Genomic DNA, 24,868 nt, shown 5'->3' with positions numbered 1-24,868 from the left:
TTATGACGTTACACCGCGAAGGAAAATCACTATTAATTAGTTCATTGCTTATTGTCTTAGTAATCAATGGGCTGGTTGCTTATTTCTTCCCTGAAAATGTGTACCTGCGCGAATCAATCGTGGTCATTACATCGCTATTTTATTTAATCATTCTTCAGTTTTTTCGTGTGCCTGCGCGTCATACAGAAATCAACCCAAATCACATTATTGCCCCAGCAGATGGGAAAGTTGTCGTGATAGAGGAGGTAGAGGAACCTGAATATTTCAAGGGAAAACGCAAGCAAGTTTCAATTTTCATGTCACCTATTAACGTACATGTTAATTTTAATCCTATTTCAGGTATTGTTTCGTATTTCAAATACCATCCAGGTAAATATTTAGTAGCTTGGCATCCAAAATCAAGTACAGAAAACGAACGTACCACTTGCGTAGTCAAACACGAAAATGGCACTGAAATTTTATTCCGTCAAATCGCAGGAGCGCTAGCCAAGCGTATCTGTTGGTACGTCAAAGAAGGTGACGCTGTAACGCAAGGACAAGAATTTGGGTTTATTAAGTTTGGTAGTCGGATCGATATTTACCTACCACTAGACGCAGAAATATGTGTCAACATCGGAGATAAGCCTGTTGGCAGTGAAACGGTTATTGCCAAACTTCGCTAATCAAACCAACTATTTTCTCGAGGCCTTGTTGGTCCACCTCTGAAAAGTCATTCAACTTATCTGAGTCAACGTCCAATACCATGGTAATAGCTCCTGCCTGATTTTTGACGGGCAAAACGATCTCTGATTTGGATGCGGATGCACAGGCGATATGCCCTGGAAAAGCATCCACATCGGGAACAATGATGGTTTCTCCGGTTGTGTATGCGTGCCCACAAACACCTTTATGGAATGGAATGCGGGTGCAGGCAACGGGACCCTGAAATGGCCCGAGTACGAGTTCGCCGTTTTTTACCAGATAAAAACCTACCCAAAAGAAACCAAAAACTTCCTTTAGAGCGGCGGCGATATTAGCCAAATTAGCGGTCTGATCGGACTCACTTTGAACTAAACTGGCAATTTGGGGGAATAAAACGGCATATTTCTCTGTCCGACTACCTGTGGGAATATGTAAATCTTCCGCCATGTTAAAAATGTCTACTGATGTATGATTCGTTTGCAGGACAAAGCCACGCACTTCGATAGGCGGTGATTTGCTCTGTTAAAGGTCTTAATATAATGTCTGATGGGCTGATATTTCCCGCCTCGACGTGAGATTTTATCTGACTGATAGGAATTAGTTCTAAGATTTCTCCCCGAAGAACCGCTAAATCCCGGTTGAAAAAATCAATAGTTAGGTTGGCCGCCAGCTCCTTAAACCAGCGCGTCGAGGCATCAATTGAGCAGCCAGAAGCTTGATTTACAGCTTCATTTACGGCTACAATTAGTATTTGATTAAACCGAATTTCAAAGGAAGCTTGCAGCGGGGCGCCGTGTGCTTCCCAACTTTGCGTTCCATTTTCCAGTGTTTGGCTGATTTGCTGAGCTTCGCTGGGTGTAAACGGACGATTTGCTTGGTAGATCCAAACCCGTGCATGGTCTGGCATTTGTTCAAAAGGTATATACATGGTTATTGGATACTTTGTTGGACGAGTTCAGCTAAATCCACCAACTGAATTTCGTGGTCTTTGCCGGTCTTGTTTAATCCGTCTTGCAACATGACCATACAAAAAGGGCATGCCAAAGCTACTTTTTTTACCCCAGATTCGATAATTTCTTCGGTACGTTTTACCTGAACATCTTGTCCGCCTGGCTCTGGTTCTTTGAAAACTTGGGCACCGCCGGCACCGCAGCAGAGGCCTTTGGTCCGACAACTCTTTAGTTCTTTTAGGTCTTTATTTAGGCCTGCAATGATGGCGCGAGGTGATTCTACAATACCATTTCCACGACTTAAATAGCAAGAATCATGGTAGGCAATCGTCTCCGCATGTTCGTTGACTTGAATTTTTCCAGATGCCAAAAGCTCTGCTAATAATTGGCTATGGTGAATTACATCGTACGTACCGCCTAAACTAGGGTATTCATTTTTCAGTGTATTGAAACAATGGGGGCATGAAGTCACGATCTTTTTTACGCCATACATATTGAGTACTTCAATATTTTGCATGGCCTGCATTTGAAACAGAAATTCGTTTCCGGCTCTGCGCGCGGGGTCACCGGTGCATGATTCTTCAGTCCCAAGTACCGCAAAACTTAGTTCGGCTTTGGTCAAAATTTCACACATGGCCCGTGTTACTTTTTTGTGGCGGTCATCAAAAGAACCTGCACAACCCACCCAAAAAAGGTATTCTGGACTTTCGCCCCGAGCGGCCCATTCGGCCATTGTCGTTATTTGAAGTTCCATTATTTTTTCTTTTGTAATGCACGCATTTGCTCCACGGTTAATCGGCTTCCATCATCGCTCCAGCCGGGAGGCCCGAAAAGAAATCCGGCTACTTGTTTGATGCTTTTGGCATGCATGAGGTCCTTGCCGATTTGCACCCATTCATAGAAGGCAATCTTCGCCGGATTATAGCTTTCAATCTGTTTGGTCAAACCGTAATTTGGACGGGCTTCTTCAGCTTTAAATGATCCAAAAATACGATCCCAAATAATCAGCACACCGGCATAATTCGTATCTAAATAGTCTAAATCCGTTCCATGATGCACGCGGTGATGCGATGGAGTATTGAAGAATTGCTCAAACCAATTTGGCATTTTTTGAATAAACTCCGTATGAATCCAATATTGGTATAGCAGGCTGGTTTGTTGGAAAAAGAACACGATAAACGGATGCACACCCACCAGCGGAAGCCAGGCCCAAAATATAAATCCGCCGGTTATACTACCTGTCCATGTTTGGCGCAGTGCAGCAGCTAAATTGTATTTAGGAGACGAATGGTGTACCATGTGCGAAGCCCAGTAAAAGCGAATTTCATGTGAAATACGGTGTACCCAATAATAGGTAAAGTCCTCTCCTAAAAAGGCGAAAACCCAAACTGGCCACCAGTTAAATTGAAAATCTGCTATGCGCCAGTGTTCATACACGTAGAAATAAGTGACAAACGCGAGGCCTTTGGTTATGGTACCCACAGCCAAATTTCCAAGTCCTAATCCGATGGAAGTCAGAGAGTCTTTGGCCTCAATAAAATCCCGATGCTGCTTATAGGCAACCCAAGATTCAAACAAAACCGTGATAAGAAAAAACGGTACGGCGTATAGAATTAATTGCGGTGTCATAATTGCTTGATGAAATCTACGGATGCTTTTATAGGCAAATCAACCCGCTTACCCAGAATATCAGAAGTAATTACGTGGTAACCGGAAAGTGGAAATGCGTGTTCTTTTTTGATTTTGCTCCCTAATTTAGGGAACATATCACGCATGGCTTGTACCGAAACAACATTATCTTGATTGGCCTCATCTTTGTAATAGTAGGCTAAATATACCGGCACTTTCACTTGCGCAAAAACCTCATCAGTCATTTCATGCGTCAAGAAATTTTGGATCGCTACAATACCTTCCAGGCGGTAATGCAAACTCCAAAAACTCGTATGGCCCGAACTCACAGAAGGAATATCACGGAAGTCGCTGCGCATCACGGCACGGGCAAGTTGTAAACCCCAAGGATTGTCAACCAGCGGTGCAGTGGGATCTTTGATCGCGATACATGGCCCATAGAGCATAAGTGCCTTAATTTCGGGATGACGGGTGGCCAAAACCAGGGACATCGCTCCTCCGAATGACGTTCCTAATACAACTACTTCATCTCCTAATTTCTTCGCAATGGCATAATAATTTTCGACACTTTGGTAGAATTTATCAGCTGTGGCTTTGGCCATTGTGGAGTCGGTTGGGAATTCCCCATGATCTTCCAAGCGGGCAAGCACTAGATTTGCCCCAAAAGCTTTCGCCACTTCTTTATGCAAGGGGTTCCCTTCCATAGGCGACGCCGAAAATCCGTGCACATAGAGGAAAACCTTTTTCGTTTTTTGTGGATTTGCAGAATCAGCCCAAATAATTTGTCCCTGATTATCCGGCTTTAAATTACGATTTGTGGCTTCTTTGGCGTATAGGTAGTTGGCGATTTCACGTGGTTCGTTGGGGATGTCGGTCCAACTAGGCCCTTTGATTTCTGGGGCGTCTGGATGTGGTCCAAGGAAGTATAAGGCGGTTAGGCCAACGAGTACTAGTAGTAATTTTTTCATGATTTAGCCCAATTTAGTCGGTCGCTTGGATTGAATTTCCAAGGGGCCTGATTCGTTTCTATGTTGGCAAACATCGAATTCCAAGCCCCTGGTGCATCAGATTGCTCCATAATTTGAAAGCGGCGTAATTCGAGAATAATGTCTAGTGGGGAGAGTTGGATCGGGCAGGCTTCCACGCAGGCTTGGCAGGTGGTACAGGCGCGCAATTCTTCCGCAGTAATGTAGTTGCCCAGAAGCATGTTTGTGGATTGTGGATCTTTTTGGAGTTCTTCTAGTCTGTCGCGCGTATCCATCATGATTTTACGTGGAGACAGTGAGCGCCCGGTTTGATTTGCAGGGCATTGTTCGGTACAGCGGCCACATTCGGTACAACTGTAGGCATCGAGTGCATTTTTCCAGGTGAGATCTTTGATGTCTTGTGCCCCAAATTTCAAATCAGGGTTACTGGCTTCTCCGGGTTTACCCAACATGATATTCACCTCGTTCGTCACATGTGGCATGGCATCCATTTGGCTAATTGAGTCAATTTTGGAATAATACACCGCCGGGAAAGCGAAGAAAATATGTAGGTGCTTTGAATAGGTTACATAGAGCGCAAAAAGTAGGATACCAATGATATGAATCCACCAGGCTATTTGCTCAATGAGGTGAAGATTTTCTTGTGGCAACCAAGGCTTCATGTGTTTTGAAATGATGAATGATTGCCCTGGATCTGCTGCGTTCATGAGATAAAGCGCTGACATGAGCACTAGTTCAATGATCAAAATAAGCATGGCATCTTTGATGGGGAATCCATTCAATTCGCGATGACTTGCTGCGCGTAGGCGGTTTACTTGTTGACTTAAGCGACGGGCTATAAAAACGACACAAGCCACCACCACCCCGCCAGCGAGGATTTCAAAAAAATTAATAAGAATGGGGTAAAAATTTCCGAGAAATGGTGCGAAAATTCGATGTGTTCCGAGTACTCCATCGACGACAATTTCAAAAATTTCGATATTAATTAGGACAAATCCGAGGTAAATTATCAAGTGCATAATGCCAACAAAAGGCTTCTCAAACATCTTTTTTTGCCCGAATGCAAGTAATAGAACACGTTTCCAGCGCTCGCTTGAGTTCGTTACGATCACGGGCTTTGCGAGATGAATGGTTTTTGCAATTTGTCCAAAACGCCGAGCTATGAGGTAGCCCATGATTAAAAGTAAGGCGATGAAGCTAATTTGATTCATGTTGATGAGTTTGGCGGTAAACGCTGCCGGGGTCTACGACCCCGGCAGCGTTACCAAAATCCGTTCCGAAACTAGCGCAAATTTGCGAGAGAAAAAAATCAACAAGGTGATAATTTTTATCAATTTAAATCAATAGGCGCAATTTTTAAAGCTGCAATTTTGAGATAAAAAAAGATGAAAAATTTTATAGATCCACTAATTGAAAAATGCGTATTTCATGTTTATACTCGTGGAATTGACAAAAAGCCAATATTTCTAACAGACAAGCATTATAGATCTTTCCTCCGCAAATATGAACGCATGGTAAGTCCGTACGTGGATACATATGCATTTTGTCTATTAGGCAACCATTTTCACTTATTAATACGGATAAAATCAAACCAAGAAATAGATAAACTGATCGATCTAAAAATGCTCCCTCTCCGAAAAGCTCCAGTAGGCCTTTTCATCAGTAGAAAAATAGGCAATTTACTTAACTCACATGCTCAAATGTTTAACATAGCAACTAGTAGAACTGGTGGCTTATTTGAATCTCCCTTCAGGCGAAAACCGGTTGACTCAAGTCAATACCTTACTCATTTGATCAAATACATACATTTAAATCCTGTTACCCACGAGATTCATGGAAATTATGAATTTTATCCTTACTCTTCCTATCGAGAATATTTCAAATTCAAATCAAGAATCATTGATAAAAATGAGGGATTATTTTGGTTTGGGAATCTAGAAGTTTTTGAAAAATTCCACGAAACGGCAACATCGGAGGAAAAAATATCCAAGTTATTGATAGACTAATTCTGTCTTAAAAACGTTTCCGGAGTAACGCTGCCGGGGTCTACGACCCCGGCAGCGTTTACCGTAATTCTTTTTTTAGAAAGCGGCCTGTTTCGCTGCCCTTCAACCTAGCAATTTGCTCGGGAGTCCCTGACCCAACTAATTGACCGCCCGCATTTCCACCCTCGGGACCCATATCAATGACATAATCCGACACCTTTACCACCTCTAAATTATGCTCAATGATTAATACGGTATTTCCCTTATCCACCAACTTCTGTAATACATCTAAAAGCAATTTGACATCTTGAAAATGTAGTCCTGTGGTAGGCTCATCCAATACATACAAAGTCTTGCCCGTATCCTTCTTAGATAACTCCTCTGCCAATTTCACCCGTTGGGCTTCCCCTCCTGACAACGTAGTGGCATGTTGGCCCAAGGTAATATACCCCAAACCAACTTCAGACAAGGTCTGTACCCTCCGGTGAATCCGAGGCTGATTTTCAAAAAATTCCAGCGCCTGCTCCACCGTCATGTCCAACACATCCGATATGGATTTTCCCTTAAATCGAACTTCCAACGTCTCCCGATTAAATCGCTTCCCCTTACACGTCTCACATTCCACCAGCACATCAGGCAAAAACTCCATCTCAATCTTCTTGCGACCCGCCCCCTCACAACTCTCGCATCGGCCACCTTTTACATTAAAACTAAATCTACCCGCCTTATAACCCCGAATTTTCGACTCCGGTAATTCACAATACAAGGCCCGAATATCCGTATACATATTGGTGTAAGTCGCCGGGTTTGACCGCGGCGTACGACCGATGGGCGACTGGTCAACTTCAATAATTTTATCAATATGTTCCAGACCCGTCATCGACTTAAACGGCATCGCATCCCGTTTTGTCCTATCAAAATGCTGCTTTAATTTCAACACCAGCGTGTCATGAATCAAGGTTGATTTACCTGAACCAGAAACCCCCGTCACCGAAATAAATTTCCCCAAAGGCAACGATATCGACACATTTTTCAAGTTGTTCCCCGTCGCACCTTTCAGCTCGATGTGATGGCCATTTCCAGGCCGACGAGCCTTCGGAACTTCAATGGATAACTCTCCATTTAAATACTGGGCCGTAGGCGTACCTAATTTGATGAAATCTGCCGGTTTTCCGAACCCCACCACATGACCGCCATGTCGGCCAGCACCCGGACCAATATCCAGAATATAGTCTGACTCCAACATCATATCCTTATCATGCTCCACAACCAAAACCGAATTTCCCAAATCACGCAAATCCTTCAACGCCTGAATCAACTTTTCATTGTCCCGCTGATGCAACCCGATTGAAGGTTCATCCATGATATACAAAACACCGACCAATTGAGTCCCGATTTGAGTGGCTAAACGAATCCGTTGCGACTCGCCTCCCGACAAAGTCTTCATAGGTCGATCAAGCGTCAAATAGGTCAACCCAATTTGCGTCAAAAACCCAACGCGCTTGCGAATCTCCTTCAATACCTCCGAACCAATCTGCCGCTGACGATCAGAAATGCGCAACTCAAGCCCCTCCAACCATTGCTCTAATTCAAGCACATCCATTTGGGCCAACTCCCCAATATGCTTGCCATCAATCTTAAAATGCAAAGCCTCCTTTTTCAAGCGATAGCCTCCACAATCTGGACACGTTTTTATAACTAAAAAATCCTTTAACCAATCCTGCGTCTTCTCCGATCCACTTTCCTGCTGACGCTTTAAGAAATTGATAATTCCATCATATTTGGTACTCCACTCCGTCCCCACATATTTTTTCGAAGGAACCGGTACTGGCTCATCCGTCCCATATAACATCATTTCCACCGCCTCTAAAGGGAATTTTTCAATGGGTGTAGATAAACCCACTTGAAAAGGCTTTAACAATACTTCTAATTGCTTAAAAATCCATAACTCCCGGTACTCGCCTATCGGAGCAATAGCTCCACGAACAATACTCAATTTGCGATCAGGTATCACAGAATCCTCTGTAATTTCCTCAATTACCCCCAAACCATTGCAGCACGGGCAAGCACCATACGGGCTATTGAACGAAAATGTATTGGGCGCAGGCTCATCATATGATAAACCCGTTTCAGGATCCATTAATGTCTGTGAAAAATAATGCACATGTAAAGCCGCGTCCAGTACATAAACCTGACCTTTCCCCACCTGCATCGCCGTCTGTAAACTTTGCGATAAACGCACCCGCTCATCGTCTGTCACGACCAAGCGATCGATCACCACCTCAATATCATGTACTTTAAATCGATCCAATTGCATCTTGGGCTCAATGTCGAGAATCTCTCCATCAACGCGCACTTTGGTATATCCCCACTTCGCAATCTGTACAAAAAGCTCGCGGTAATGACCCTTTCGGCCCTTTATTACTGGAGCTAATAAAACAATCTTAGATCCGTCAAACTGCGAAGTCAGGGTGGCAATGATTTGGTCAACAGATTGTTTGACCATTTTTTGGCCACTCAAATACGAAAATGCCTCTGAACCACGGGCAAACAACAAGCGCAAAAAGTCGTAAATCTCCGTTGTCGTACCTACCGTAGACCGTGGATTTTTAGACGTAGTTTTTTGTTCAATTGAAATTACAGGTGAAAGCCCCTCAATCTTGTCCACATCAGGACGCTCCATGTTTCCCAAAAATGACCGAGCATAGGCCGAAAAACTTTCCATATACCGGCGCTGACCCTCTGCGTAAATGGTATCAAATGCCAACGAAGATTTTCCAGAACCTGAGATTCCCGTCACAACCACTAGCTGGTTACGCGGAATAGATACGTCAATATTCTTCAAATTGTGCTCACGCGCACCCAAAACCTCAATATGTGAAAAACCCGTTAAATCCATGCCTTCTCCTAAAATTCAATCCACAAAAGTACAAAAAAAGAGGCTGCCCTTTTCGGGGCAGCCTCAAGAAAATATGAATATCTCTTAATTCAATAATTCATCAAATGTTAAGCTAACATAGTACATGCTTCCCACGAATGGGTTCGCCCATCCTGTTTGATAAAGCCTACCTCCCAAATTAGTTCCACCCACTTTTAAGATAGATTTCATGCCAGTCAATCTCTTGCTAACCTGCATATCTAATGTATGGAATGCTGGAATTAAACTTAATTGCTGTTGGTTCAACACCTGATTAACAATCGATGACTGCCAAACAAACTTCTCTTGATATCTCCATACAGCACTTACACCCCAGCCTGAACCACCGATATTCCGGTTAGATAATGAAACGTTTGTACGGTAGTTAGGTGTATTAAACGCTAATTGGAAATTAGGCAGTCCACCTGTATCCTTCAACTCATTATATGAAACGTTCGTTCCAGCCATCCAGTTATTACCTAATTGGTAATCTAAGCTAACACCCCAACCTTGCGTAATAACTTCACTTTCAACATTTGATGGGAAAGAGAAAATCTTGTTTCCAAGAACGGTTGGATCTTGATGCTGAGAAGGCAATTGAACAACTACTTGTCCCGCTGAGAAGTTGGTGAAACTTGAACGATACGCATACACATCAGCTAATAAACGATCTCCTAACAATCCTTTATATCCAACCTCCATGGTACGAACTTGCTCAGGCTTCCAAGGCTTTGCCGTGTAAGCAACAGGCTTTCCTTGTAGTACCGATGGCAACGTAAATGAATTACCCGATAATTTGTACCGATCTTGAATAACTGCCAAACCTCCTAATAAACGAGCAGATGGAGTCAGTAAGTTGATGTACTGATCTTGTGTCGTAGGGATACGGAAACCAGTTTGGTATGAAGCACGGAAATTCGAACGACCTTCTGTAAATACACCCGAGAAACGAGGGCTAAACTGACCATCAAAATTTTCATTCTTATCATAACGTAATGAAGCAGATAACTTTAACTTGTCAGCTGCAAATTTCTTCGCAAATTGTGCGTAAGCACCATACTCTGAGATTGTAAACTCATCTCCGTTATCTTGCAATGCAAATAAAGAACCTTCTGAATTTAACGCATACCGACGGAAGTTAGCACCTACAATCACCTCAAGCTTGTTGCCAAGTTTCTCAGTCAAATTGTACATACCCTCCAAGTGATATAACGCTGATTTATCCGTAAACTTAGCTCCTTGAGGCAAAGCCTTTTCTTTTATCGCTGCTACAGCCGTATTAAATGCTGGGGTACCTGGAATCAAACGATTCGCATCAGCAATCGCGCGCGCATTCGCATGGTATGCAGGAAATAAAGCTTGGGTACTAGCAATCGCTGTTCCAATAGCCGTAGTAGGATTTCTTGTCGCTGCAAGTGTAGTCTGCAATACAGTTCCAAAGTTCTGTAATGCTGCACCAGCAAAAGCACCGAAGTATTCTGGATACCAAGCAGTCGATGGCTTAGCTGCCTCATTAACTAATTGGCCTAATGTACCTGTCGCATATGCATCACCTGAGTTCTCTTGCGTTGTGTAAGCACGAACAAAGAAATTAGATCCTTTCAATTCCGCTTTATACTGACCCATCGAGAAGTTCTTAATTGAATAACGATCCGCTCCTGTATACAAAGTAGTTCCTTGACCATAAGATCCTTGCATAATCAACTCAACTTTATCGTTGAATCGGTAATGCAAAGCTGCATTAAATTTGATATTACGATTTGTGTATGATGCTAAATCAGCTTCAGCATATCCTTGACGTGAAACATTAACGCTAGGTGCAATGTAACCAAGAATAGCAGCAGGCGATAATGCACCACCCGTAGCACGTGAAATTTGATTAATTCCTGCCGTCAATGGATGGTTTGCCACACCTAATAAAGGTGTTAATGAAGACAACATATTCACATTAGTCTCATCACCAAACATACTAACACCATTGTAACCCACATTAGTCCGGTGATTTCCATTACCTAAACCACGACCATTTAATAAACTCTGATCCCTAAAATCTGTTGATTGCCAATCTTCAGCGCTCAACATATTGAAGTTAACCTTGTAAGCCCATTTGTTATTGATTGCCTTCGCATAACGGAATGAGATGTCTCCATAAGGAGTAGTCGCTTGCGAACGATTCGATGCAGTCATCGCACCCGCTTTGACCTGAGCACTTAAGCCTTGATATAAAAATGGCGATTTTGAATTCATCAAAATGATACCGTTCAAAGCATTTGGACCATATAAAGCAGAAGCAGCTCCTGGCAATACCTCAACGCCTTCCAAATCCAATTCAGAAATACCTACGATATTACCTACCGCGAAGTTCAAACCTGGTGCTTGGTTATCCATGCCATCAATCATTTGAACCACACGAACGTTACCGTTTCCGTTAAATCCACGCATGTTGATAGATGAGAAAGCAACCGATTGTGTACTTACCTCAACTCCCTTTAAATTACGTAAAGCATCATAAAAAGAGGCAGCAGGTGTTTCACGAATGGCACGAATATCCATTTTTTCGATTGAAACTGGCGATTGCATCACTGACTCTTCAATACGAGAAGCTGATACAACAACGTCTTGACCCATTAATGCTTGCTCTTTCAAGCTAATTTTCAAATCAGTTTTATTGCCCGTAACAGCAATTTCTTGACGCTCATACCCCACCATCGAAACTTGAATTGTAAACGGCACTGGTGTTGAAGTTGTCAAAGAGAAATTTCCACTGGCGTCAGAAATCGTTCCAATCACCTTGCCTTTTACCGAGATACTAACCCCGATTAATGGCTCTTTTGACCCTTGATCAGTTACTTTTCCCCCTACCTTCGTCTGTGCAACAGCTACGAAAGCGAAAAGAAAAAGCACCATAAATAGGGGCATCGTTGAAGTAAAAAGTTTTTTCATAATGTCTAATTTTGTTTACACAATTGAGTGTATGGTTTTAATAGTAAAGCAAATCTAGAAATTTTTGGGAAAATGCCCAATGTTTGACCTTAATAAACTACTAGTTTTTCAGAAAATATTTTTATTTGATGAACTAATAAGCCTAAATTCCTGTTGCCATTAACATAATTTTCATTTAGAAAGGACCAAAATCTTCCTAACTTTGGCCCAATTAGTAACCACGCATGCGCAACTTAAAATTAATTTTAGCCTTTCTGACGTTAACGAGTCTTAGTATAGCGTGTAAAAGACCCGTTCCAGCCCGACTAAGTATTCGCTGGAATGAAAGTCCTAAACCAAAAGAAGTTGATTATTCAAACGAGGAAAATTGGGCATCGCTGCCTACCCGACTAGATGCGGCGGATAAACTGCCTACCAAATCACCCTTGAAAGATGAGCAGAACAACGCACAAGCGGATGTCTTTTACATTCACCCCACGATTTTAACCTATATACCAAAAAATGAATACCAATGGAATGCATCTGTGTCCGACGAATACCTCAATCGATTAGTTGACAGCACCGCAATCCTAAATCAAGCGAGTATTTTCAATGCTGCTGGAAAAGTTTATGCACCTCGGTACCGACAAGCGCACTATTTTGCTTTCGTAACTGAGTTTAAAGAAGACAAAGCTGCGGCATTGGATCTGGCCTATGAGGATATTAAAAAGTCCTTCGACTATTACCTCGCACATTATAATTCAGGAAGACCTATCATTATTGCCGCGCACAGTCAAGGGACGGTGCATGCCACCCGACTAATGAAAGAATACTTTGATGGAAAAGCATTACAAAAACAATTAGTTGCTGCGTACATTATTGGTATTGCTACACCCAAAAATACATTTACCTCCATCCCGCCATGCCAGACTCCGCGTCAAACAGGCTGTTTCATCGCATGGACAACTTTTTTACAAGGATATTTACCTCCTTGGCATCCGGGAGAGCCCACAGATCTTGTTTCAACCAACCCACTTACGTGGACTTTGGATGAAAATTTTGCCCCCAAAGAACTTAATCCAGGAGGGGTTTCCTACGGATTTAAATGGGTACGTCATTTTGCTGATGCCCAAAATCACCAAGGAATTTTATGGACAAACACACCGTATGTTTTTGGCCGAAGCTTTGTCAAAATTAAAAATTGGCACCAAGCAGATCTTAATCTATTTTACGCACCCATTCGAACGAATGCCAAAGAACGCGTAACCGAATTTTTAGGCAAATAATCTATGCAAGAGCATTTTCTAATTATCATGGCAGGGGGAATCGGAACTCGATTTTGGCCCATCAGCCGCAGCTCAAATCCCAAACAATTTCATGACGTACTTGGGGTAGGTAAAACGATGCTCCAGCAAACTGCTGAACGTTACGCAGGTATAATTCCACAGGAAAATATCTATGTTGTGACTTCTGAAGAGTTTGCTGATTTGGTACAAACGCAATTGCCATACTTAAAATCTGATCAGATTTTAAAAGAGCCGCAACGTCGGAATACCGCACCTTGCATTGCTTATGCAGCTTATAAAATTGGCAAAAAACACCCGAATGCAACACTTGTTGTAGCTCCTGCAGATCACGTTATTTTAAAGGAAGAAACGTTTCGGACAAAAATCTCCCATGCCATTGAAACCGCACAGGGGAATTCACTGGTTACGCTCGGAATTTTACCAACCCGGCCGGATACAGGCTATGGCTATATTCAATTTCAAACGGGGGATAAAGAAGCTAAAAATGTCAAAACGTTCACCGAAAAACCTCATCTTGAATTAGCGCAAGCGTTTTTAGAAAGTGGCGACTATGTATGGAACGCAGGTATTTTTGTCTTCACCATCCCTACGTTCAAACGCGAATTAGAGAAAAACCTAGCTAGGTTAGCTGAACAATTTGACGAAGGAGAATCTGTCTATTATACTACGGAGGAAAATGATTTTATCCGTAAAGTATATGCCGTTTGTAAAAGTATCTCGGTAGATAACGGCATTATGGAGAAAGCGCAAGATGTCAAAGTAATTCTTGCAGATATTGGTTGGTCCGACCTAGGTACCTGGAAATCCATGTATGAAATTCACGAAAAAGATGACAATCAAAACGTAATAACCGGAAATGTATTAACATACGATTCCCAAAATTGCATCATACGAACACCCTCAGATAAGTTGGTGGTCATCCAAGGCCTGAACAATTTCATTGTAGCTGAACACGAAGACGCACTCATGATTTGTCCAAAAGATCAAGAACAGGAGGTAAAGAAATTTGTAGAAGCAGCTACAAACATTGATAAACGTTTTTCTTAAGCAGTTGCGATATCAATCAACGTTTGAAAGTCAGGAATAGTCCGGATTTCCGCTGGTAAATTACGATCTGGCTGAAGTACTGCGAATCCTGTTAACATGATTTGCGTATCAGGCATATCTTTGGCCATTTGGGCAATGTAATCATCCATTACATCAATGCTGGGCTCAGTTGTAAACACGCTAAAAATATAATCAGGTTTGTGAATGGAATACGCGAGCAGCAGTTCGTCATAAGGTAAGGATTGCCCCAAATAGACGACAGCATGTTTTCGAGCGCGAAAGACATAATTAGCAAAAAGTAACCCAATTTCGTGCAATTCACCTTCTGGCAAATACAACAAAACGCGTTTGGCATTTGGCTTTAAACTTAAATCTTGTTGATCTATCGCCGAAATCAATTTCTGCCGAATCAAATGACTAATAAAGTGCTCTTGCGCCGGACCCACGGAACCCGAAAGCCACAATGTACCTAAGCGACGCATAAACGGATAAATCACCTCAAGCATGTAATATTCAAATCCATGAGCATTGACAATGTTACGCGTCAAGGTTTGAAAACGGGCCTCATCTAAATCCATCATGGCAAGCGTTAGTGCTTGCATGTGGTCCACGTGATTGAATGATGTTTCTGAAAGATGCAGAATATGTGACACCATTTCTGCATCGCTCATCTTGGCGATCTCAGAAATTTTAAATCCACCTTTTTCCTGAAGCAGAGCAATATTGAGTACAAGTTTAAGTTCATCATCACCATAATGACGAATATTCGTATCGGTACGCTCTGGCTTTAAAATACCATACCGTTGCTCCCAAATCCGCAACGTATGAGCCTTTATCCCGCTTATATTCTCTACATCTTTTATTGAAAAAACATTCATAGTTTATAATTCTAATTAATGAAACAAGCTAACAGGCAAATTGTTACAAATTAAATTGCATAAATATCCAATGGCCTAAAAAGAACAAAAATTGAAGTGCTGCTATTAATCGAAACAAACTAGATTTTGCCGGTAAATCAGCTGAAATATAGACCCAATGAAAGAAAAAACTAGCCATCCACCAGGCTCCAAAATTTTGAATGGGGACATAATTATTTCTCCACTGCCAAAAATCAAAGTTCATGGCAACAGGTTCAATCAGTAAATCAAGCGCTGTCATTAAACCCGCACCTAATGCTGCGCGACCAACCTTTCCGCCCAAATTCCATTCCTCAACGACCGCACTCGTCACAATCACCAAAAGCACCCAATTGATTCCAATGGTAATGGGAACTTCTAATACTTTAAATCCGAGAGTCGGCCCATACGCATACTCTCCAAAAATTTTACCTGAACGAACGCCCGCAACCTCAAGCATCCATGCTGCAATTCCGATAGCTGCCAATAAAACATAAGCCTGGGCGCTTGGCTTTGGGAAATACCAAACACAAATAAATCCCGTAAACCAAAGAGTTAGCGGAACCAAGGACGTAAACATGGGCGAAACAGCTGGCACATGCATTCCCACCAAACCCGATGCGTACACAACAATCAAAAAACGTTTTAATATAACTGGATTCATATTTAAGTATATAATTTACCAGCCAATAGGCTTATTTATTTCAACTCCATCCAGCCACTTACAAAACTTTAATCCGGCAACCTTTAGCCCAAAGTAGAGATTAGATCCATCTATGTAGGCAATCACACGCTGTTTGGGTTTGTCCAAGATCAAAAATAAAAAAAAGTCCCGGCTTCTTAACCAGGACTTTTAAAATAAACGGGCGGATGATGGGACTCGAACCCACGACCAAGCGCACCACAAACGCCTACTCTAACCAACTGAGCTACAACCGCCATTTAGGACTGCAAAAATACGGAAAGCTTCCAACATTGCAAACCTTAAAACAAAAAAAGCAGGAGAATTTTCATGCTCCCGCTGAAACAATTATTTCTGAGCTGCGATGTAACGCGCCTCCGCTTTGTTCCAATCCACTACGCTCCAGAATGCATCAATATAATCTGGACGCTTATTTTGGAACTTCAAATAGTATGCATGCTCCCAAACATCTAATCCGATCACTGGAAAACCTTTAACGTCTGCGACGTCCATCAATGGATTATCTTGATTTGGTGTGCTAGAAACTGCTACTGAACCGTCCTTCTGAGCTACCAACCACGCCCAGCCAGAACCAAAACGTGTTAAACCCGCTTTTTTGAATTCTTCTTTGAAGGCATCAAAAGAACCAAATTTCACATCAATCGCTTTCGCTAAAGTGCCTACTGGAGCGCCTCCACCGTTTGGCGATAAGATATTCCAGAATAAATCGTGGTTAAAATGTCCACCTCCATTGTTACGAACTGCAGGTGCCAATGTAGAAATGGAAGCAAATAATTCTTCCAAAGACTTTCCTTCTAAGGGAGTGTCTTTAACCGCCGCATTTAAATTCGTTACATACGCATTGTGATGACGATCATGGTGAATTTCCATAGTCAATGCGTCAAAATGAGGTTCCAATGCATTATTTGCATAAGGTAAGGGTGCTAGTTCAAAAGCCATATCGATATATTTTAGTGTTAATAATTTTTAAACGATTCTAATTCCTAATTTGTTCGAATGCTTAGCGCTTTCGAGAAAAAAATTCTTTTAATAATGATTCGGATTCCTGTGCGAGAAGTCCGCCAACAATCTCCGTCTTGGGATGTAATACAGCGCTTCCCATCGCTTGAAAACCTCTCTTTTCTTCAGAGGCACCAAAAACCAAACGACCAAGTTGCGACCAATAAAGGGCTCCAGCACACATGAGGCAAGGCTCCAAGGTCACATACAAGGTACAATCTTTTAAATATTTTCCTCCGATCGTTTGAGCGGCTGATGTGATTGCCAACATTTCTGCATGTGCAGTCACATCCGTTAATATTTCCGTTTGATTGTAGGCCTTCGCCACAATTTTTCCTTGACAAACTACTAGTGCGCCTACGGGTATTTCGTCCTCTTCCAAGGCTATTTCAGCCTGTCGGAGCGCTAGGCCCATATAATATGCGTCTTCGTTCAGCATAATTTAAGCCGGCATTTGAATAACTCGGTTACGCAAATAAAAATCTAAAAGGACAATCGCAGCCATCGCTTCTACAATGGGCACTGCACGTGGTACAACACACGGATCGTGCCTTCCTTTACCTGAAACAGTTATTTTCTCCCCCTTCTCGTTCACACTATCCTGATTTTGCATGATGGTTGCCACAGGCTTAAATCCAACGCGAAAATAAATGGGTTCGCCATTTGAAATTCCTCCTTGGATTCCTCCTGAATGGTTAGTTACTGTCCGCAAGGTCCCATCAGCCTGCTTTTCAATGATATCATTATGTTGGGAGCCGCGCAAAGCAACCCCATCAAATCCACTTCCATATTCAAATCCCTTGACCGCATTTATACTCAACATCGCCTTGCCCAATTCCGCATGTAATTTATCGAATACGGGCTCTCCTAATCCAATTGGGCAACCGGTAATATAAGCTGACACAACACCTCCTACAGAATCCCCTTCCTTGCGGATTTGATCAATGTAAGTGAACATTTTTTCAGCCAATTGAGTATCCGGACAACGAACGGCATTCGTTTCTGCCAAACTTAGATCTAATTGTTCTGCAGGCGTCTCTAACTTGAGCGTTCCTACCTGGGAAACATAAGCCGTGATTCGAACACCCAATTGATTCAATACTAATTTTGCCAGCGCTCCAGCCGCCACACGGGCAACCGTTTCACGAGCCGAAGAACGTCCTCCTCCGCGGTAATCACGTAAACCATATTTGGCAAAATAGGTGTAATCGGCATGAGAGGGGCGAAATTGATCAGCAATATGAGCGTAATCTTTGGACCGCTGGTCACCATTCCAAACAAGCATGGCAATCGGTGTCCCCGTCGTTTTCCCTTCAAAAATACCAGAGAGCACCTCAACCGTGTCTGCCTCTTTTCGCTGCGTAGTAATGCGCGACTGTCCAGGTTTTCTACGGTCTAATTCGGATTGAATAAAATTCAAATCAAAATCTACCCCGGCTGGACATCCTTGAATAATCACACCAACAGCCGCTCCGTGAGATTCACCAAACGTACTAATCTGAAAAATTTTCCCGTATATACTCCCCATGTTTCCTTATTTTTTTGCTTTCCCAAATAGAAATAGCAATGTTATCATCAGCAAAAGAATCACAAAATTAACCAATTGTCTCCAATTGATCCATCTATTCCAAAGAACCGACAAAGAATCTTTCTTTTCAATCTGATTGTAAATGCCTCCTGACTCCTCTTCCGTATGTAAGAATCTATCAATTGGCTGACCTTTTACAACTAAGACAAGTGAGGACCGCAAGGTGTCAAATCGCTCTTTATCCGTATTAAAATAGATCCATTTAAAATATTTTCCCAATGAAATTTGGCCCGGTTGCTCAGGAATAATCTTAAAAATATCGGTTTTTTGACCAATCATTTGATCGCGAAAAGGGACAACAGAACGTTCTGTGGAAACAGGAGAAAACTCGACAAAATAATCAGAATCTACTTCTTTCGAATCCCAAAGAATACTATTTCCATCACCAATCATGCGCGCACGATAAAATAACGTTTGGCCAGTCCTAACTGCTTTTTGGCTGATTGATTCCTCTAATTTGAAACTTCCTACTGGCACTTTCCGTGCCAAAGGGTGTCTTGGTAATGCTTTTGGGGTAATGTTAAATGGGGTAGACTTAAAATAGATAATCTTAATATTCCGTTCCAAGCCCCTGCCAGCACTGACTTCTTTGACTCGAAAATTCAAAGTTGGAATTCGAATCACCTGATTATCTAACGCAAAATAAGTGGCTTGAAAAAAGCGATATTCGGTATATCTCTTCCCCCGAAATTGTACCTTTAAAATACGTTCAGATTGTAATCCAAAATTTTCTTCCCAACAATTCCGCGGCCGCATTTGATGAATAAGTTCCGGGATTTGTAAGTCATTACGGTCAAAAACTAACTCGATCGCGTTATTTTCTGGAACGTAAAAAGACATTTTTACGGTAAATCCTTGGCCAACAAACGGGTTACGTAAATTACTGCTGACCAAAAAGAAGGCCTCATTCGTATTGGTCAAAGATTCTTCAGGAACCACAAGATCATTGGCAATCTCCTCGGTAGCTCCCTCAGCTACTTGAACAACAAACGACTCCCAAGAAATTTGCTGGCCATTTACCTGAACCTCCTGCGCAGGTACTGCAAAATTTCCAGATCCCGCTGGTTGATAATATTGTGAAAAAGTTTGCGTTTGTACCACTTGCCCATTTTGAAAAAGGGATGCCTTACTGCGACTAACACCTAATTTTTTAAAATTAGGAATCTCTGGAAATTGATAAACAGGTGATTGGTCCGAAACCGGAATCGTAAAATAAATCACTAAATTTTCATTGGTCGTAATTGATTTACTCCCGATTTGTACCGTTAATCCCTCACGTGTCTGTGCAACGATTGGCTTTGGAACACCAAGGAAGAACAATAAACCCAGAAATAATATGATAATCTGATGCATCCGCGCAATTTACACAAATTGTCAAGGAGAAGAATCGATTCAGATTTAAAATTAAAAAAGTTTAACACGAAAGGAAATCCCGACAGCCGCATACCATAGTTGGCCTACATTCAAACTTTTCCCCAATGAAACATCCAATTTTAGGTCATCAGTTACATAATAGGCAAGTCCGCCATCAACCCACGTGTCTGTCAAGTTTGATTTAGGTAGTCGCCCAAAAAACTCAATATACGCATAGCCATTTTGACCTAAGTTAACATTCGGCGCAACACGAATGATACCTTCCATTCCCCCATTTGAGTGAAATTCTGAACCTATATTATAACCCACACCAAAAGGCCCGCCAAGTGAATTTTGCATGGTAAATACAACGTTCCCCAACGAATGAGAAACTTCATTTCGCTCACTAGCATCCCGATTTTGACTATTTATATCATATTGAACAATCACAGCAGTACGCGGGACCCATTTTTTCCCTTCAACTAGGTGAAATTTTGCTCCTACTGATTCCATTTTAAAGCGGGAAATGTCTCCCTGCTTTTGAAGTACCGAGTTTAATCGCAACTCTGCCCACGTTACCAAGCCAAATTTCCAAAGAGACGTAGGCATCAGGTAATCGAGTTCATCCTTTGAAACATTTCGATTAAAACCCATTTCCGCTTGAAAATAACCCTTTCGAACAATAAATGGGCATTCTGTTTGGTCCGGCCTATCTGTTTCAATACGACCCTCTTGCTGAGCCGATAAAGCAAATGATACACATAAAAATACTAAGCAAATCCATCGCATGTCTGCAATCTACAATTTTTAGGCCAGACTAAAAATTATTTTTTGCTCCCAAAATAAAATATGAGCATCGAATAAAACCTATTTTCATTTCACATGGCTATTTCATCAATTGAAGAAACAAAACTGAAAACGAGTAGGTGTATCCCTAAAAATAGTAAACTGATTTTCTTCAGAAAAAATGAACATATTTTGGAAAAATTAACAAACATATAAGTAAATTGCGTCCTCAAAATTTCCACTAATTACACTGAATCGTGAAACAAAATCAGCATTCATTCGCTGCAAGCTTATGAAAATATCAACAGCCAGATTTGAATCCAAAACATTTACTTTAGGGGACCATTTAACCCAAGAACAAAAGGATTATTTCAAAAAACATGGTGTTATCCAGTTCAAGAAATTCATATCCCCTGAAACGGCTGAATTGTTCATTACTGAATTTTCAAAAATAGAACAGCGGTGGCTCGCAGAAGAAGTTGAAAAAGTAAATGGAATTCCCCTCAAATTCGGCGAGGATTCAGCAGGCAATAAAATGATTCAACGGATGTGCTTTACTAATAAGTATAGCTCCGTTTTAGCTGAATTTTTAAAAGATCCTCGTTTTGGCTTATTAATTGAACTACTTGCGCCTTATGAAGGTAGAATTAGCGAAGAGGAAAAAGATGGGCTAGTTTTTAATCATTACATTAACCATCCAAACTCCAAATTCACACAGATGGGATGGCATACTGATTCTCCACGTGATTTATTTTTGGGCCAGCGAATTTTGCCAATGCTAAACGTCGGCATCCACCTTGATAACTGCCCATCATCGAATGGTGGTCTTCGCGTCTTACCCGGCACGCAAAACCAAGGCGTATTAAAATTACTTTTTGGTAAAAAGCAATTTATTGATCACCGTCCAGATGCACGCGAAATTGCTTTTGAAATTGAACAAGGTGATTTAACCGTTCACGATGGACGCCTTTGGCATCGTGTTGAGGTATCCCCTAATTTTGGCGAAAAATCCCGTCGGCGCGTCATGTACGTCCCCATTATCACAGGGAAGTACAAACCCAAAACTGAAAATAGTCGGACTCCTTTTTACCACCGATTTGCGAAAGTCATTACAAAATAATAGCCTTTTAATCCTGCGATTCCATAAATGATTGTAAAATTATCGTCGCAGAAATACGGTCAACGGTGCCTTTGACGCGACGGTCTTTTTTTGACATGCCCCCCGCAATCATTGCTTGCATGGCAAGCTGAGAGGTAAATCGCTCATCATGTTCTATGATGGCCATTTCAGGAAATTTCTTTTTGAAATGTTTAATCAACACGCGTACGCCGTGGGTAGAATCTGTGTCTGTATTGTCGAGATTTTTGGGCATCCCAATAACCACTTTGTCTACAAGTTCTTGCTTGAAATAAACGGCCAAATAATCCAATAACGTATGTGTAGGAACAGTATCAAGCCCATTTGCGATGATTTGAAGCGAATCCGTAACGGCTAAGCCAGTACGTTTCAATCCAAAATCAATCGCCATTATTCGTCCCATACCTAGGCGTAAAAACCCTTGTCGCGCATAATTTTATCCATCAACTTACGGTCATTATCAGAAAAAATCGAAAATGGCAGGTACAAGAACTGATACTTGCCCATTTCTAAGATATAGGCTTGCTTGTCTTTGTAAGCTGATAATATCATATCCCACTTTAATATTCCGCCTTCTTTTTCAGAAATTTTCATGAAAATTTGCCGACTGTCAATCTCGTAGCGATACTTGTCAAACAATTGTTTGTATTGCGCAAGTTGGGTAATTCCTGTGAACTGAATTAACCAAAACAGAATATAACCAACCACACCAATGGCTAAAAATATGTAAATCCAATAATTTTTATAGGTTCCAGAAAGGTTGAGGAATACATTTACCCCAAGGAGCACTAAAGGAATAAAAGCCCATTTCCATTGATTTGAAAACAATTGACGCATGCAAAGGCCTACGTATTTATTTTTTTCCAATCCGTATTTTTTGGTCTTGATTGCCAGTGGATTGGAGGGTGCTTGCATCTGAGCGCGTTGCTGCCCACCATACATTTTAGCCATAAGTAAATTATTTTAAACGCTAAATAAAGCCCAAAGGTACAAAAATTGGATAATTTTGGGTAATTTTAATTCGCTAATTTAGTTTTTACGCAAAAGAATATGTCGGCAAAACAAGTACTAGACGGTCCAGCCTTACTGCAAAAAATCAGACGAATCTCTTTTCAGATTTTCGAAAATAATTTCGAAGAAAAGGAAATCATAATCGCAGGAATCGTAGGTCAAGGTTTCGCATTAGCTGAAATAATCTGCAAACATTTGCATGAAATATCCAGTATTCAAGCGAAAGCAGTCTCCATCACCTTAAATAAAGACGTTCCGTACGAAAGTCCAGTGCAATTTGACACCGACTTATCAGCACTCGAGAATAAAGTTGTTATTATTGTGGATGACGTTTTAAATACCGGAAGGACGTTTTCTTACAGCTTAGCCCCATTTCTAAGTATCCCAGTAAAGAAGCTACAAGTTGCCGTACTAATCGATCGTAATTATCGAAAATTTCCAATTGCCGCGGACTATATTGGTTATGCATTATCCACTACGCTCTCCGAACATGTAGAAGTAGTTATTTCGGATCCGGCAAAGTGCGGTGTATATTTACGTTAATCATTCCAAATCTCCCAAGCTTTTTCTGCTTGACCATGTAACATGGCCAACCCTGCATGCGTACCGCCCACACCCTGCGCTCTCCCTTTGCGCAAAAAACTAGTTTCTAGCGGGTTGTAAACAATGTCATATAGGTAGTGTTGGCTCGTTAATCGTTCAAACGGAATTGGAGGAAAAGTTTCTACATGGGGATGCATTCCTAACGGAGTGGTATTAACAATTAAACCAATTTCAGGCAACAAATCTGCAAGTGAATCATACCCAACTGAATCATCCGCTGGCGTACGTGAAACTTTGACCACAGATATTCCCAAATCCTCAATAGCCGCAATCACCGCTTTCGCAGCTCCACCTTGACCTAATACGCAAGCCGACTTAGACTTAAACTCAGCCAAGGCCGACCAATCTAAGAGCGTTTGTTGGAAACCAAAATAATCGGAATTGAATCCTTTGATTCGGCCATTTGGCATAAATTTAATGGTATTAACAGCGCCGATACGTGCAGCCGATTCATCAATTTCGTCTAAAAAGGGAATGATTTGTTGCTTATAAGGGATCGTCACATTAAGTCCCTTGAGATTCAAATTATCCCGTAAAATAGTTGGAAAATCTTGAATTGATGGAAGTTCGAACTGTGTGTACGCATGCGAATCCGAAAGTCCCAATACATCAAATTTATCCGTGAAATATTTCTTAGAAAACGAATGCCCAAGCGGGTATCCAATCAGTCCAAAAAGCGATGTTATAGCCATCTTATTTCTTCGAAAATGACTGTTTAAGTACCCCAATAAGAATGGGCAGAACGGATACAGCTACAATGCCTAAGACTACTTTTTCAAAATTGGACTTAACCCATTCATTGTCGCCTAAGTAATAACCGGCCAACGTAATACTGAAAACCCATAGGCAAGCACCCAAAAATCCATACAATAAGTAGATGGGGTAAGACATACGTCCAGCGCCAGCGACAAATGGAGCTACCGTCCGAACAATTGGGACGAAACGTGCTAAAATAACCATTTTTGAACCATACGTAGCATAAAATTCCTCTGTCTTTTCAATATGAGTTCGTTTCAAAAACAAAACTTGCTCTTTACTTTTGATCCAGGAACTAAAATTACGGCCGATAAAATAATTCAATTGATCTCCCAAAAGCGCAGCTATAATGAGCAAAGGAATAACTGTTGACAAACTCAATTGACCACTAGCAGACGCTAATAATCCCACGGAAAAAAGCAAGGAATCTCCAGGCAATAAGGGCATAATTACTAATCCCGTCTCAACAAATACAATTGCAAATAAAAGGGCGTAGGTTAGTGAACCATTGGCAGCGATAAAATCGCTTAAAAAAGTTAATGGATCTTTTAATAGATCAAGCAATAATTGAATCATATGAAAGCGCGGAAATCATGCGGTAAATGAAAGAC

Annotated in this window: 25 protein-coding genes and 1 tRNA gene; 6 read left to right on the top strand and 20 right to left on the bottom strand. The window is 41.5% G+C overall.

The genetic code is table 11. The features are described 5' to 3' along the window. The first annotated feature begins 2 nt into the window (after positions 1-2). A complete protein-coding gene (locus ACIQ6T_RS03310; protein ID WP_395784206.1) occupies positions 3-662 on the top strand; it encodes a phosphatidylserine decarboxylase family protein in 660 nt (219 codons plus the stop codon). Here ACIQ6T_RS03310 and ACIQ6T_RS03305 read toward each other — a convergent pair. Genes ACIQ6T_RS03305 through ACIQ6T_RS03280 form a run of 6 tightly spaced genes read right to left on the bottom strand, consistent with a single transcriptional unit; the run spans position 643 to position 5,457 of the window. Next, positions 643-1,128 carry a GAF domain-containing protein gene (locus ACIQ6T_RS03305; RefSeq protein ID WP_395784204.1) on the bottom strand — a complete coding sequence of 162 codons (486 nt, stop codon included), beginning with the start codon at positions 1,126-1,128 and terminating at the stop codon, positions 643-645. The genes ACIQ6T_RS03310 and ACIQ6T_RS03305 overlap by 20 nt on opposite strands. A 1-nt stretch (position 1,129) precedes the next feature. After that, positions 1,130-1,609, bottom strand: a complete 480-nt coding sequence (locus tag ACIQ6T_RS03300) for a hypothetical protein (protein WP_395784202.1) — start codon at positions 1,607-1,609, stop codon at positions 1,130-1,132. 2 nt (positions 1,610-1,611) lie between these two features. Continuing rightward, positions 1,612-2,385: a (Fe-S)-binding protein gene (locus tag ACIQ6T_RS03295; protein WP_395784200.1), complete on the bottom strand. Its 774-nt coding sequence runs from the start codon at positions 2,383-2,385 to the stop codon at positions 1,612-1,614. After that, on the bottom strand, positions 2,385-3,260 hold the full coding sequence (locus tag ACIQ6T_RS03290; protein ID WP_395784198.1) for a sterol desaturase family protein: 876 nt from the start codon (positions 3,258-3,260) through the stop codon (positions 2,385-2,387). Before ACIQ6T_RS03290 ends, ACIQ6T_RS03295 begins: the two co-directional genes overlap by 1 nt. Further along, positions 3,257-4,228 (bottom strand): alpha/beta hydrolase, encoded by a 972-nt coding sequence (locus ACIQ6T_RS03285; protein WP_395784196.1) that lies wholly within the window; start codon positions 4,226-4,228, stop codon positions 3,257-3,259. The genes ACIQ6T_RS03290 and ACIQ6T_RS03285 overlap by 4 nt, the downstream gene beginning before the upstream one ends. After that, on the bottom strand, positions 4,225-5,457 hold the full coding sequence (locus ACIQ6T_RS03280; RefSeq protein ID WP_395784194.1) for a 4Fe-4S dicluster domain-containing protein: 1,233 nt from the start codon (positions 5,455-5,457) through the stop codon (positions 4,225-4,227). The genes ACIQ6T_RS03285 and ACIQ6T_RS03280 overlap by 4 nt, the downstream gene beginning before the upstream one ends. Before the next feature lie 489 nt (positions 5,458-5,946). Between ACIQ6T_RS03280 and ACIQ6T_RS03275 the strand changes: the two genes are divergently transcribed. Then, positions 5,947-6,252 (top strand): hypothetical protein, encoded by a 306-nt coding sequence (locus ACIQ6T_RS03275; RefSeq protein WP_395784192.1) that lies wholly within the window; start codon positions 5,947-5,949, stop codon positions 6,250-6,252. A gap of 58 nt (positions 6,253-6,310) precedes the next feature. Here ACIQ6T_RS03275 and uvrA read toward each other — a convergent pair whose 3' ends face one another. Then, positions 6,311-9,130 (bottom strand): excinuclease ABC subunit UvrA, encoded by a 2,820-nt coding sequence (gene uvrA, locus ACIQ6T_RS03270; RefSeq protein WP_395784190.1) that lies wholly within the window; start codon positions 9,128-9,130, stop codon positions 6,311-6,313. Between the two features lie 84 nt (positions 9,131-9,214). Then, on the bottom strand, positions 9,215-12,091 hold the full coding sequence (locus tag ACIQ6T_RS03265) for a TonB-dependent receptor (protein ID WP_395784188.1): 2,877 nt from the start codon (positions 12,089-12,091) through the stop codon (positions 9,215-9,217). 224 nt (positions 12,092-12,315) lie between these two features. Here ACIQ6T_RS03265 and ACIQ6T_RS03260 point away from each other — a divergent pair, with 224 nt between their 5' ends. Further along, positions 12,316-13,356: a DUF3089 domain-containing protein gene (locus ACIQ6T_RS03260; RefSeq protein ID WP_395784186.1), complete on the top strand. Its 1,041-nt coding sequence runs from the start codon at positions 12,316-12,318 to the stop codon at positions 13,354-13,356. Between the two features lie 3 nt (positions 13,357-13,359). Further along, positions 13,360-14,424 (top strand): mannose-1-phosphate guanylyltransferase, encoded by a 1,065-nt coding sequence (locus ACIQ6T_RS03255; protein WP_395784184.1) that lies wholly within the window; start codon positions 13,360-13,362, stop codon positions 14,422-14,424. On the opposite strand, the gene ACIQ6T_RS03250 is transcribed toward ACIQ6T_RS03255, so the two are convergent. From ACIQ6T_RS03250 to ACIQ6T_RS03215, 8 genes are all read right to left on the bottom strand, one after another. Then, a complete protein-coding gene (locus ACIQ6T_RS03250; protein WP_395784182.1) occupies positions 14,421-15,302 on the bottom strand; it encodes a MerR family transcriptional regulator in 882 nt (293 codons plus the stop codon). The genes ACIQ6T_RS03255 and ACIQ6T_RS03250 overlap by 4 nt on opposite strands. Positions 15,303-15,345: 43 nt before the next feature. Continuing rightward, positions 15,346-15,984 carry a carotenoid biosynthesis protein gene (locus tag ACIQ6T_RS03245; protein WP_395784180.1) on the bottom strand — a complete coding sequence of 213 codons (639 nt, stop codon included), beginning with the start codon at positions 15,982-15,984 and terminating at the stop codon, positions 15,346-15,348. A 201-nt stretch (positions 15,985-16,185) separates the two neighbouring features. Further along, positions 16,186-16,259, bottom strand: a tRNA-His gene (locus ACIQ6T_RS03240). A 91-nt stretch (positions 16,260-16,350) separates the two neighbouring features. After that, a complete protein-coding gene (locus ACIQ6T_RS03235) occupies positions 16,351-16,962 on the bottom strand; it encodes a superoxide dismutase (protein WP_395784178.1) in 612 nt (203 codons plus the stop codon). A 61-nt stretch (positions 16,963-17,023) separates the two neighbouring features. Beyond that, positions 17,024-17,461, bottom strand: coding sequence for a nucleoside deaminase (locus ACIQ6T_RS03230; RefSeq protein ID WP_395784176.1), 438 nt, complete (start codon positions 17,459-17,461; stop codon positions 17,024-17,026). Positions 17,462-17,464: 3 nt separating this feature from the next. After that, positions 17,465-18,550, bottom strand: coding sequence for a chorismate synthase (aroC, locus tag ACIQ6T_RS03225; protein WP_395784174.1), 1,086 nt, complete (start codon positions 18,548-18,550; stop codon positions 17,465-17,467). Between the two features lie 6 nt (positions 18,551-18,556). Then, a complete protein-coding gene (locus ACIQ6T_RS03220) occupies positions 18,557-19,963 on the bottom strand; it encodes a BatD family protein (RefSeq protein WP_395784172.1) in 1,407 nt (468 codons plus the stop codon). Positions 19,964-20,014: 51 nt separating this feature from the next. Beyond that, on the bottom strand, positions 20,015-20,752 hold the full coding sequence (locus tag ACIQ6T_RS03215; protein ID WP_395784170.1) for a transporter: 738 nt from the start codon (positions 20,750-20,752) through the stop codon (positions 20,015-20,017). A gap of 289 nt (positions 20,753-21,041) precedes the next feature. On the opposite strand from ACIQ6T_RS03215, the gene ACIQ6T_RS03210 reads away from it, so the two are divergent. Then, the gene (locus tag ACIQ6T_RS03210) at positions 21,042-21,869 is read left to right on the top strand and encodes a phytanoyl-CoA dioxygenase family protein (protein WP_395784168.1); all 828 of its coding nucleotides are present in this window, start codon (positions 21,042-21,044) and stop codon (positions 21,867-21,869) included. 7 nt (positions 21,870-21,876) lie between these two features. On the opposite strand, the gene ruvX is transcribed toward ACIQ6T_RS03210, so the two are convergent. Further along, entirely contained in the window at positions 21,877-22,290 is a 414-nt protein-coding gene (gene ruvX, locus ACIQ6T_RS03205; RefSeq protein WP_395784166.1) for a Holliday junction resolvase RuvX, read from the bottom strand. A 2-nt stretch (positions 22,291-22,292) separates the two neighbouring features. Then, complete coding sequence (locus ACIQ6T_RS03200) at positions 22,293-22,838, bottom strand: YcxB family protein (RefSeq protein ID WP_395784164.1); 546 nt, start codon at positions 22,836-22,838, stop codon at positions 22,293-22,295. Between the two features lie 99 nt (positions 22,839-22,937). Between ACIQ6T_RS03200 and ACIQ6T_RS03195 the strand changes: the two genes are divergently transcribed. Further along, positions 22,938-23,441, top strand: coding sequence for a phosphoribosyltransferase family protein (locus ACIQ6T_RS03195; protein ID WP_395784162.1), 504 nt, complete (start codon positions 22,938-22,940; stop codon positions 23,439-23,441). Here the strand turns inward: ACIQ6T_RS03195 and ACIQ6T_RS03190 are convergent. Together ACIQ6T_RS03190 and ACIQ6T_RS03185 are read right to left on the bottom strand one after the other, a co-directional pair. Beyond that, entirely contained in the window at positions 23,438-24,193 is a 756-nt protein-coding gene (locus ACIQ6T_RS03190) for a shikimate dehydrogenase family protein (protein WP_395784160.1), read from the bottom strand. The two genes, ACIQ6T_RS03195 and ACIQ6T_RS03190, sit on opposite strands and share 4 nt — an antisense overlap. A 1-nt stretch (position 24,194) precedes the next feature. Beyond that, on the bottom strand, positions 24,195-24,833 hold the full coding sequence (locus tag ACIQ6T_RS03185; RefSeq protein ID WP_395784158.1) for a VTT domain-containing protein: 639 nt from the start codon (positions 24,831-24,833) through the stop codon (positions 24,195-24,197). Positions 24,834-24,868 lie beyond the last annotated feature (35 nt).

Origin of the sequence: Aquirufa sp., from assembly GCF_044377215.1 — a bacterium.
Lineage (GTDB): Bacteria > Bacteroidota > Bacteroidia > Cytophagales > Spirosomataceae > Aquirufa.
This window is presented reverse-complemented; position numbering and strand designations above follow the sequence as displayed.

Coding starts and splice junctions, on each gene's coding strand:
- ACIQ6T_RS03230 (WP_395784176.1), bottom strand. CDS start 17,461: ATGCTGAACGAAGACGCATATTATATGGGCCTAGCGCTCCGACAGGCT.
- ACIQ6T_RS03210 (WP_395784168.1), top strand. CDS start 21,042: ATGAAAATATCAACAGCCAGATTTGAATCCAAAACATTTACTTTAGGG.
- ACIQ6T_RS03215 (WP_395784170.1), bottom strand. CDS start 20,752: ATGCGATGGATTTGCTTAGTATTTTTATGTGTATCATTTGCTTTATCG.
- ACIQ6T_RS03265 (WP_395784188.1), bottom strand. CDS start 12,091: ATGAAAAAACTTTTTACTTCAACGATGCCCCTATTTATGGTGCTTTTT.
- ACIQ6T_RS03195 (WP_395784162.1), top strand. CDS start 22,938: ATGTCGGCAAAACAAGTACTAGACGGTCCAGCCTTACTGCAAAAAATC.
- ACIQ6T_RS03285 (WP_395784196.1), bottom strand. CDS start 4,228: ATGAAAAAATTACTACTAGTACTCGTTGGCCTAACCGCCTTATACTTC.
- aroC (WP_395784174.1), bottom strand. CDS start 18,550: ATGGGGAGTATATACGGGAAAATTTTTCAGATTAGTACGTTTGGTGAA.
- ACIQ6T_RS03280 (WP_395784194.1), bottom strand. CDS start 5,457: ATGAATCAAATTAGCTTCATCGCCTTACTTTTAATCATGGGCTACCTC.
- uvrA (WP_395784190.1), bottom strand. CDS start 9,130: ATGGATTTAACGGGTTTTTCACATATTGAGGTTTTGGGTGCGCGTGAG.
- ACIQ6T_RS03245 (WP_395784180.1), bottom strand. CDS start 15,984: ATGAATCCAGTTATATTAAAACGTTTTTTGATTGTTGTGTACGCATCG.
- ACIQ6T_RS03290 (WP_395784198.1), bottom strand. CDS start 3,260: ATGACACCGCAATTAATTCTATACGCCGTACCGTTTTTTCTTATCACG.
- ACIQ6T_RS03275 (WP_395784192.1), top strand. CDS start 5,947: ATGTTTAACATAGCAACTAGTAGAACTGGTGGCTTATTTGAATCTCCC.
- ACIQ6T_RS03300 (WP_395784202.1), bottom strand. CDS start 1,609: ATGTATATACCTTTTGAACAAATGCCAGACCATGCACGGGTTTGGATC.
- ACIQ6T_RS03260 (WP_395784186.1), top strand. CDS start 12,316: ATGCGCAACTTAAAATTAATTTTAGCCTTTCTGACGTTAACGAGTCTT.
- ACIQ6T_RS03190 (WP_395784160.1), bottom strand. CDS start 24,193: ATGGCTATAACATCGCTTTTTGGACTGATTGGATACCCGCTTGGGCAT.
- ACIQ6T_RS03255 (WP_395784184.1), top strand. CDS start 13,360: ATGCAAGAGCATTTTCTAATTATCATGGCAGGGGGAATCGGAACTCGA.
- ACIQ6T_RS03235 (WP_395784178.1), bottom strand. CDS start 16,962: ATGGCTTTTGAACTAGCACCCTTACCTTATGCAAATAATGCATTGGAA.
- ACIQ6T_RS03305 (WP_395784204.1), bottom strand. CDS start 1,128: ATGGCGGAAGATTTACATATTCCCACAGGTAGTCGGACAGAGAAATAT.
- ACIQ6T_RS03295 (WP_395784200.1), bottom strand. CDS start 2,385: ATGGAACTTCAAATAACGACAATGGCCGAATGGGCCGCTCGGGGCGAA.
- ACIQ6T_RS03310 (WP_395784206.1), top strand. CDS start 3: ATGACGTTACACCGCGAAGGAAAATCACTATTAATTAGTTCATTGCTT.
- ACIQ6T_RS03200 (WP_395784164.1), bottom strand. CDS start 22,838: ATGGCTAAAATGTATGGTGGGCAGCAACGCGCTCAGATGCAAGCACCC.
- ACIQ6T_RS03220 (WP_395784172.1), bottom strand. CDS start 19,963: ATGCATCAGATTATCATATTATTTCTGGGTTTATTGTTCTTCCTTGGT.
- ruvX (WP_395784166.1), bottom strand. CDS start 22,290: ATGGGACGAATAATGGCGATTGATTTTGGATTGAAACGTACTGGCTTA.
- ACIQ6T_RS03185 (WP_395784158.1), bottom strand. CDS start 24,833: ATGATTCAATTATTGCTTGATCTATTAAAAGATCCATTAACTTTTTTA.
- ACIQ6T_RS03250 (WP_395784182.1), bottom strand. CDS start 15,302: ATGAATGTTTTTTCAATAAAAGATGTAGAGAATATAAGCGGGATAAAG.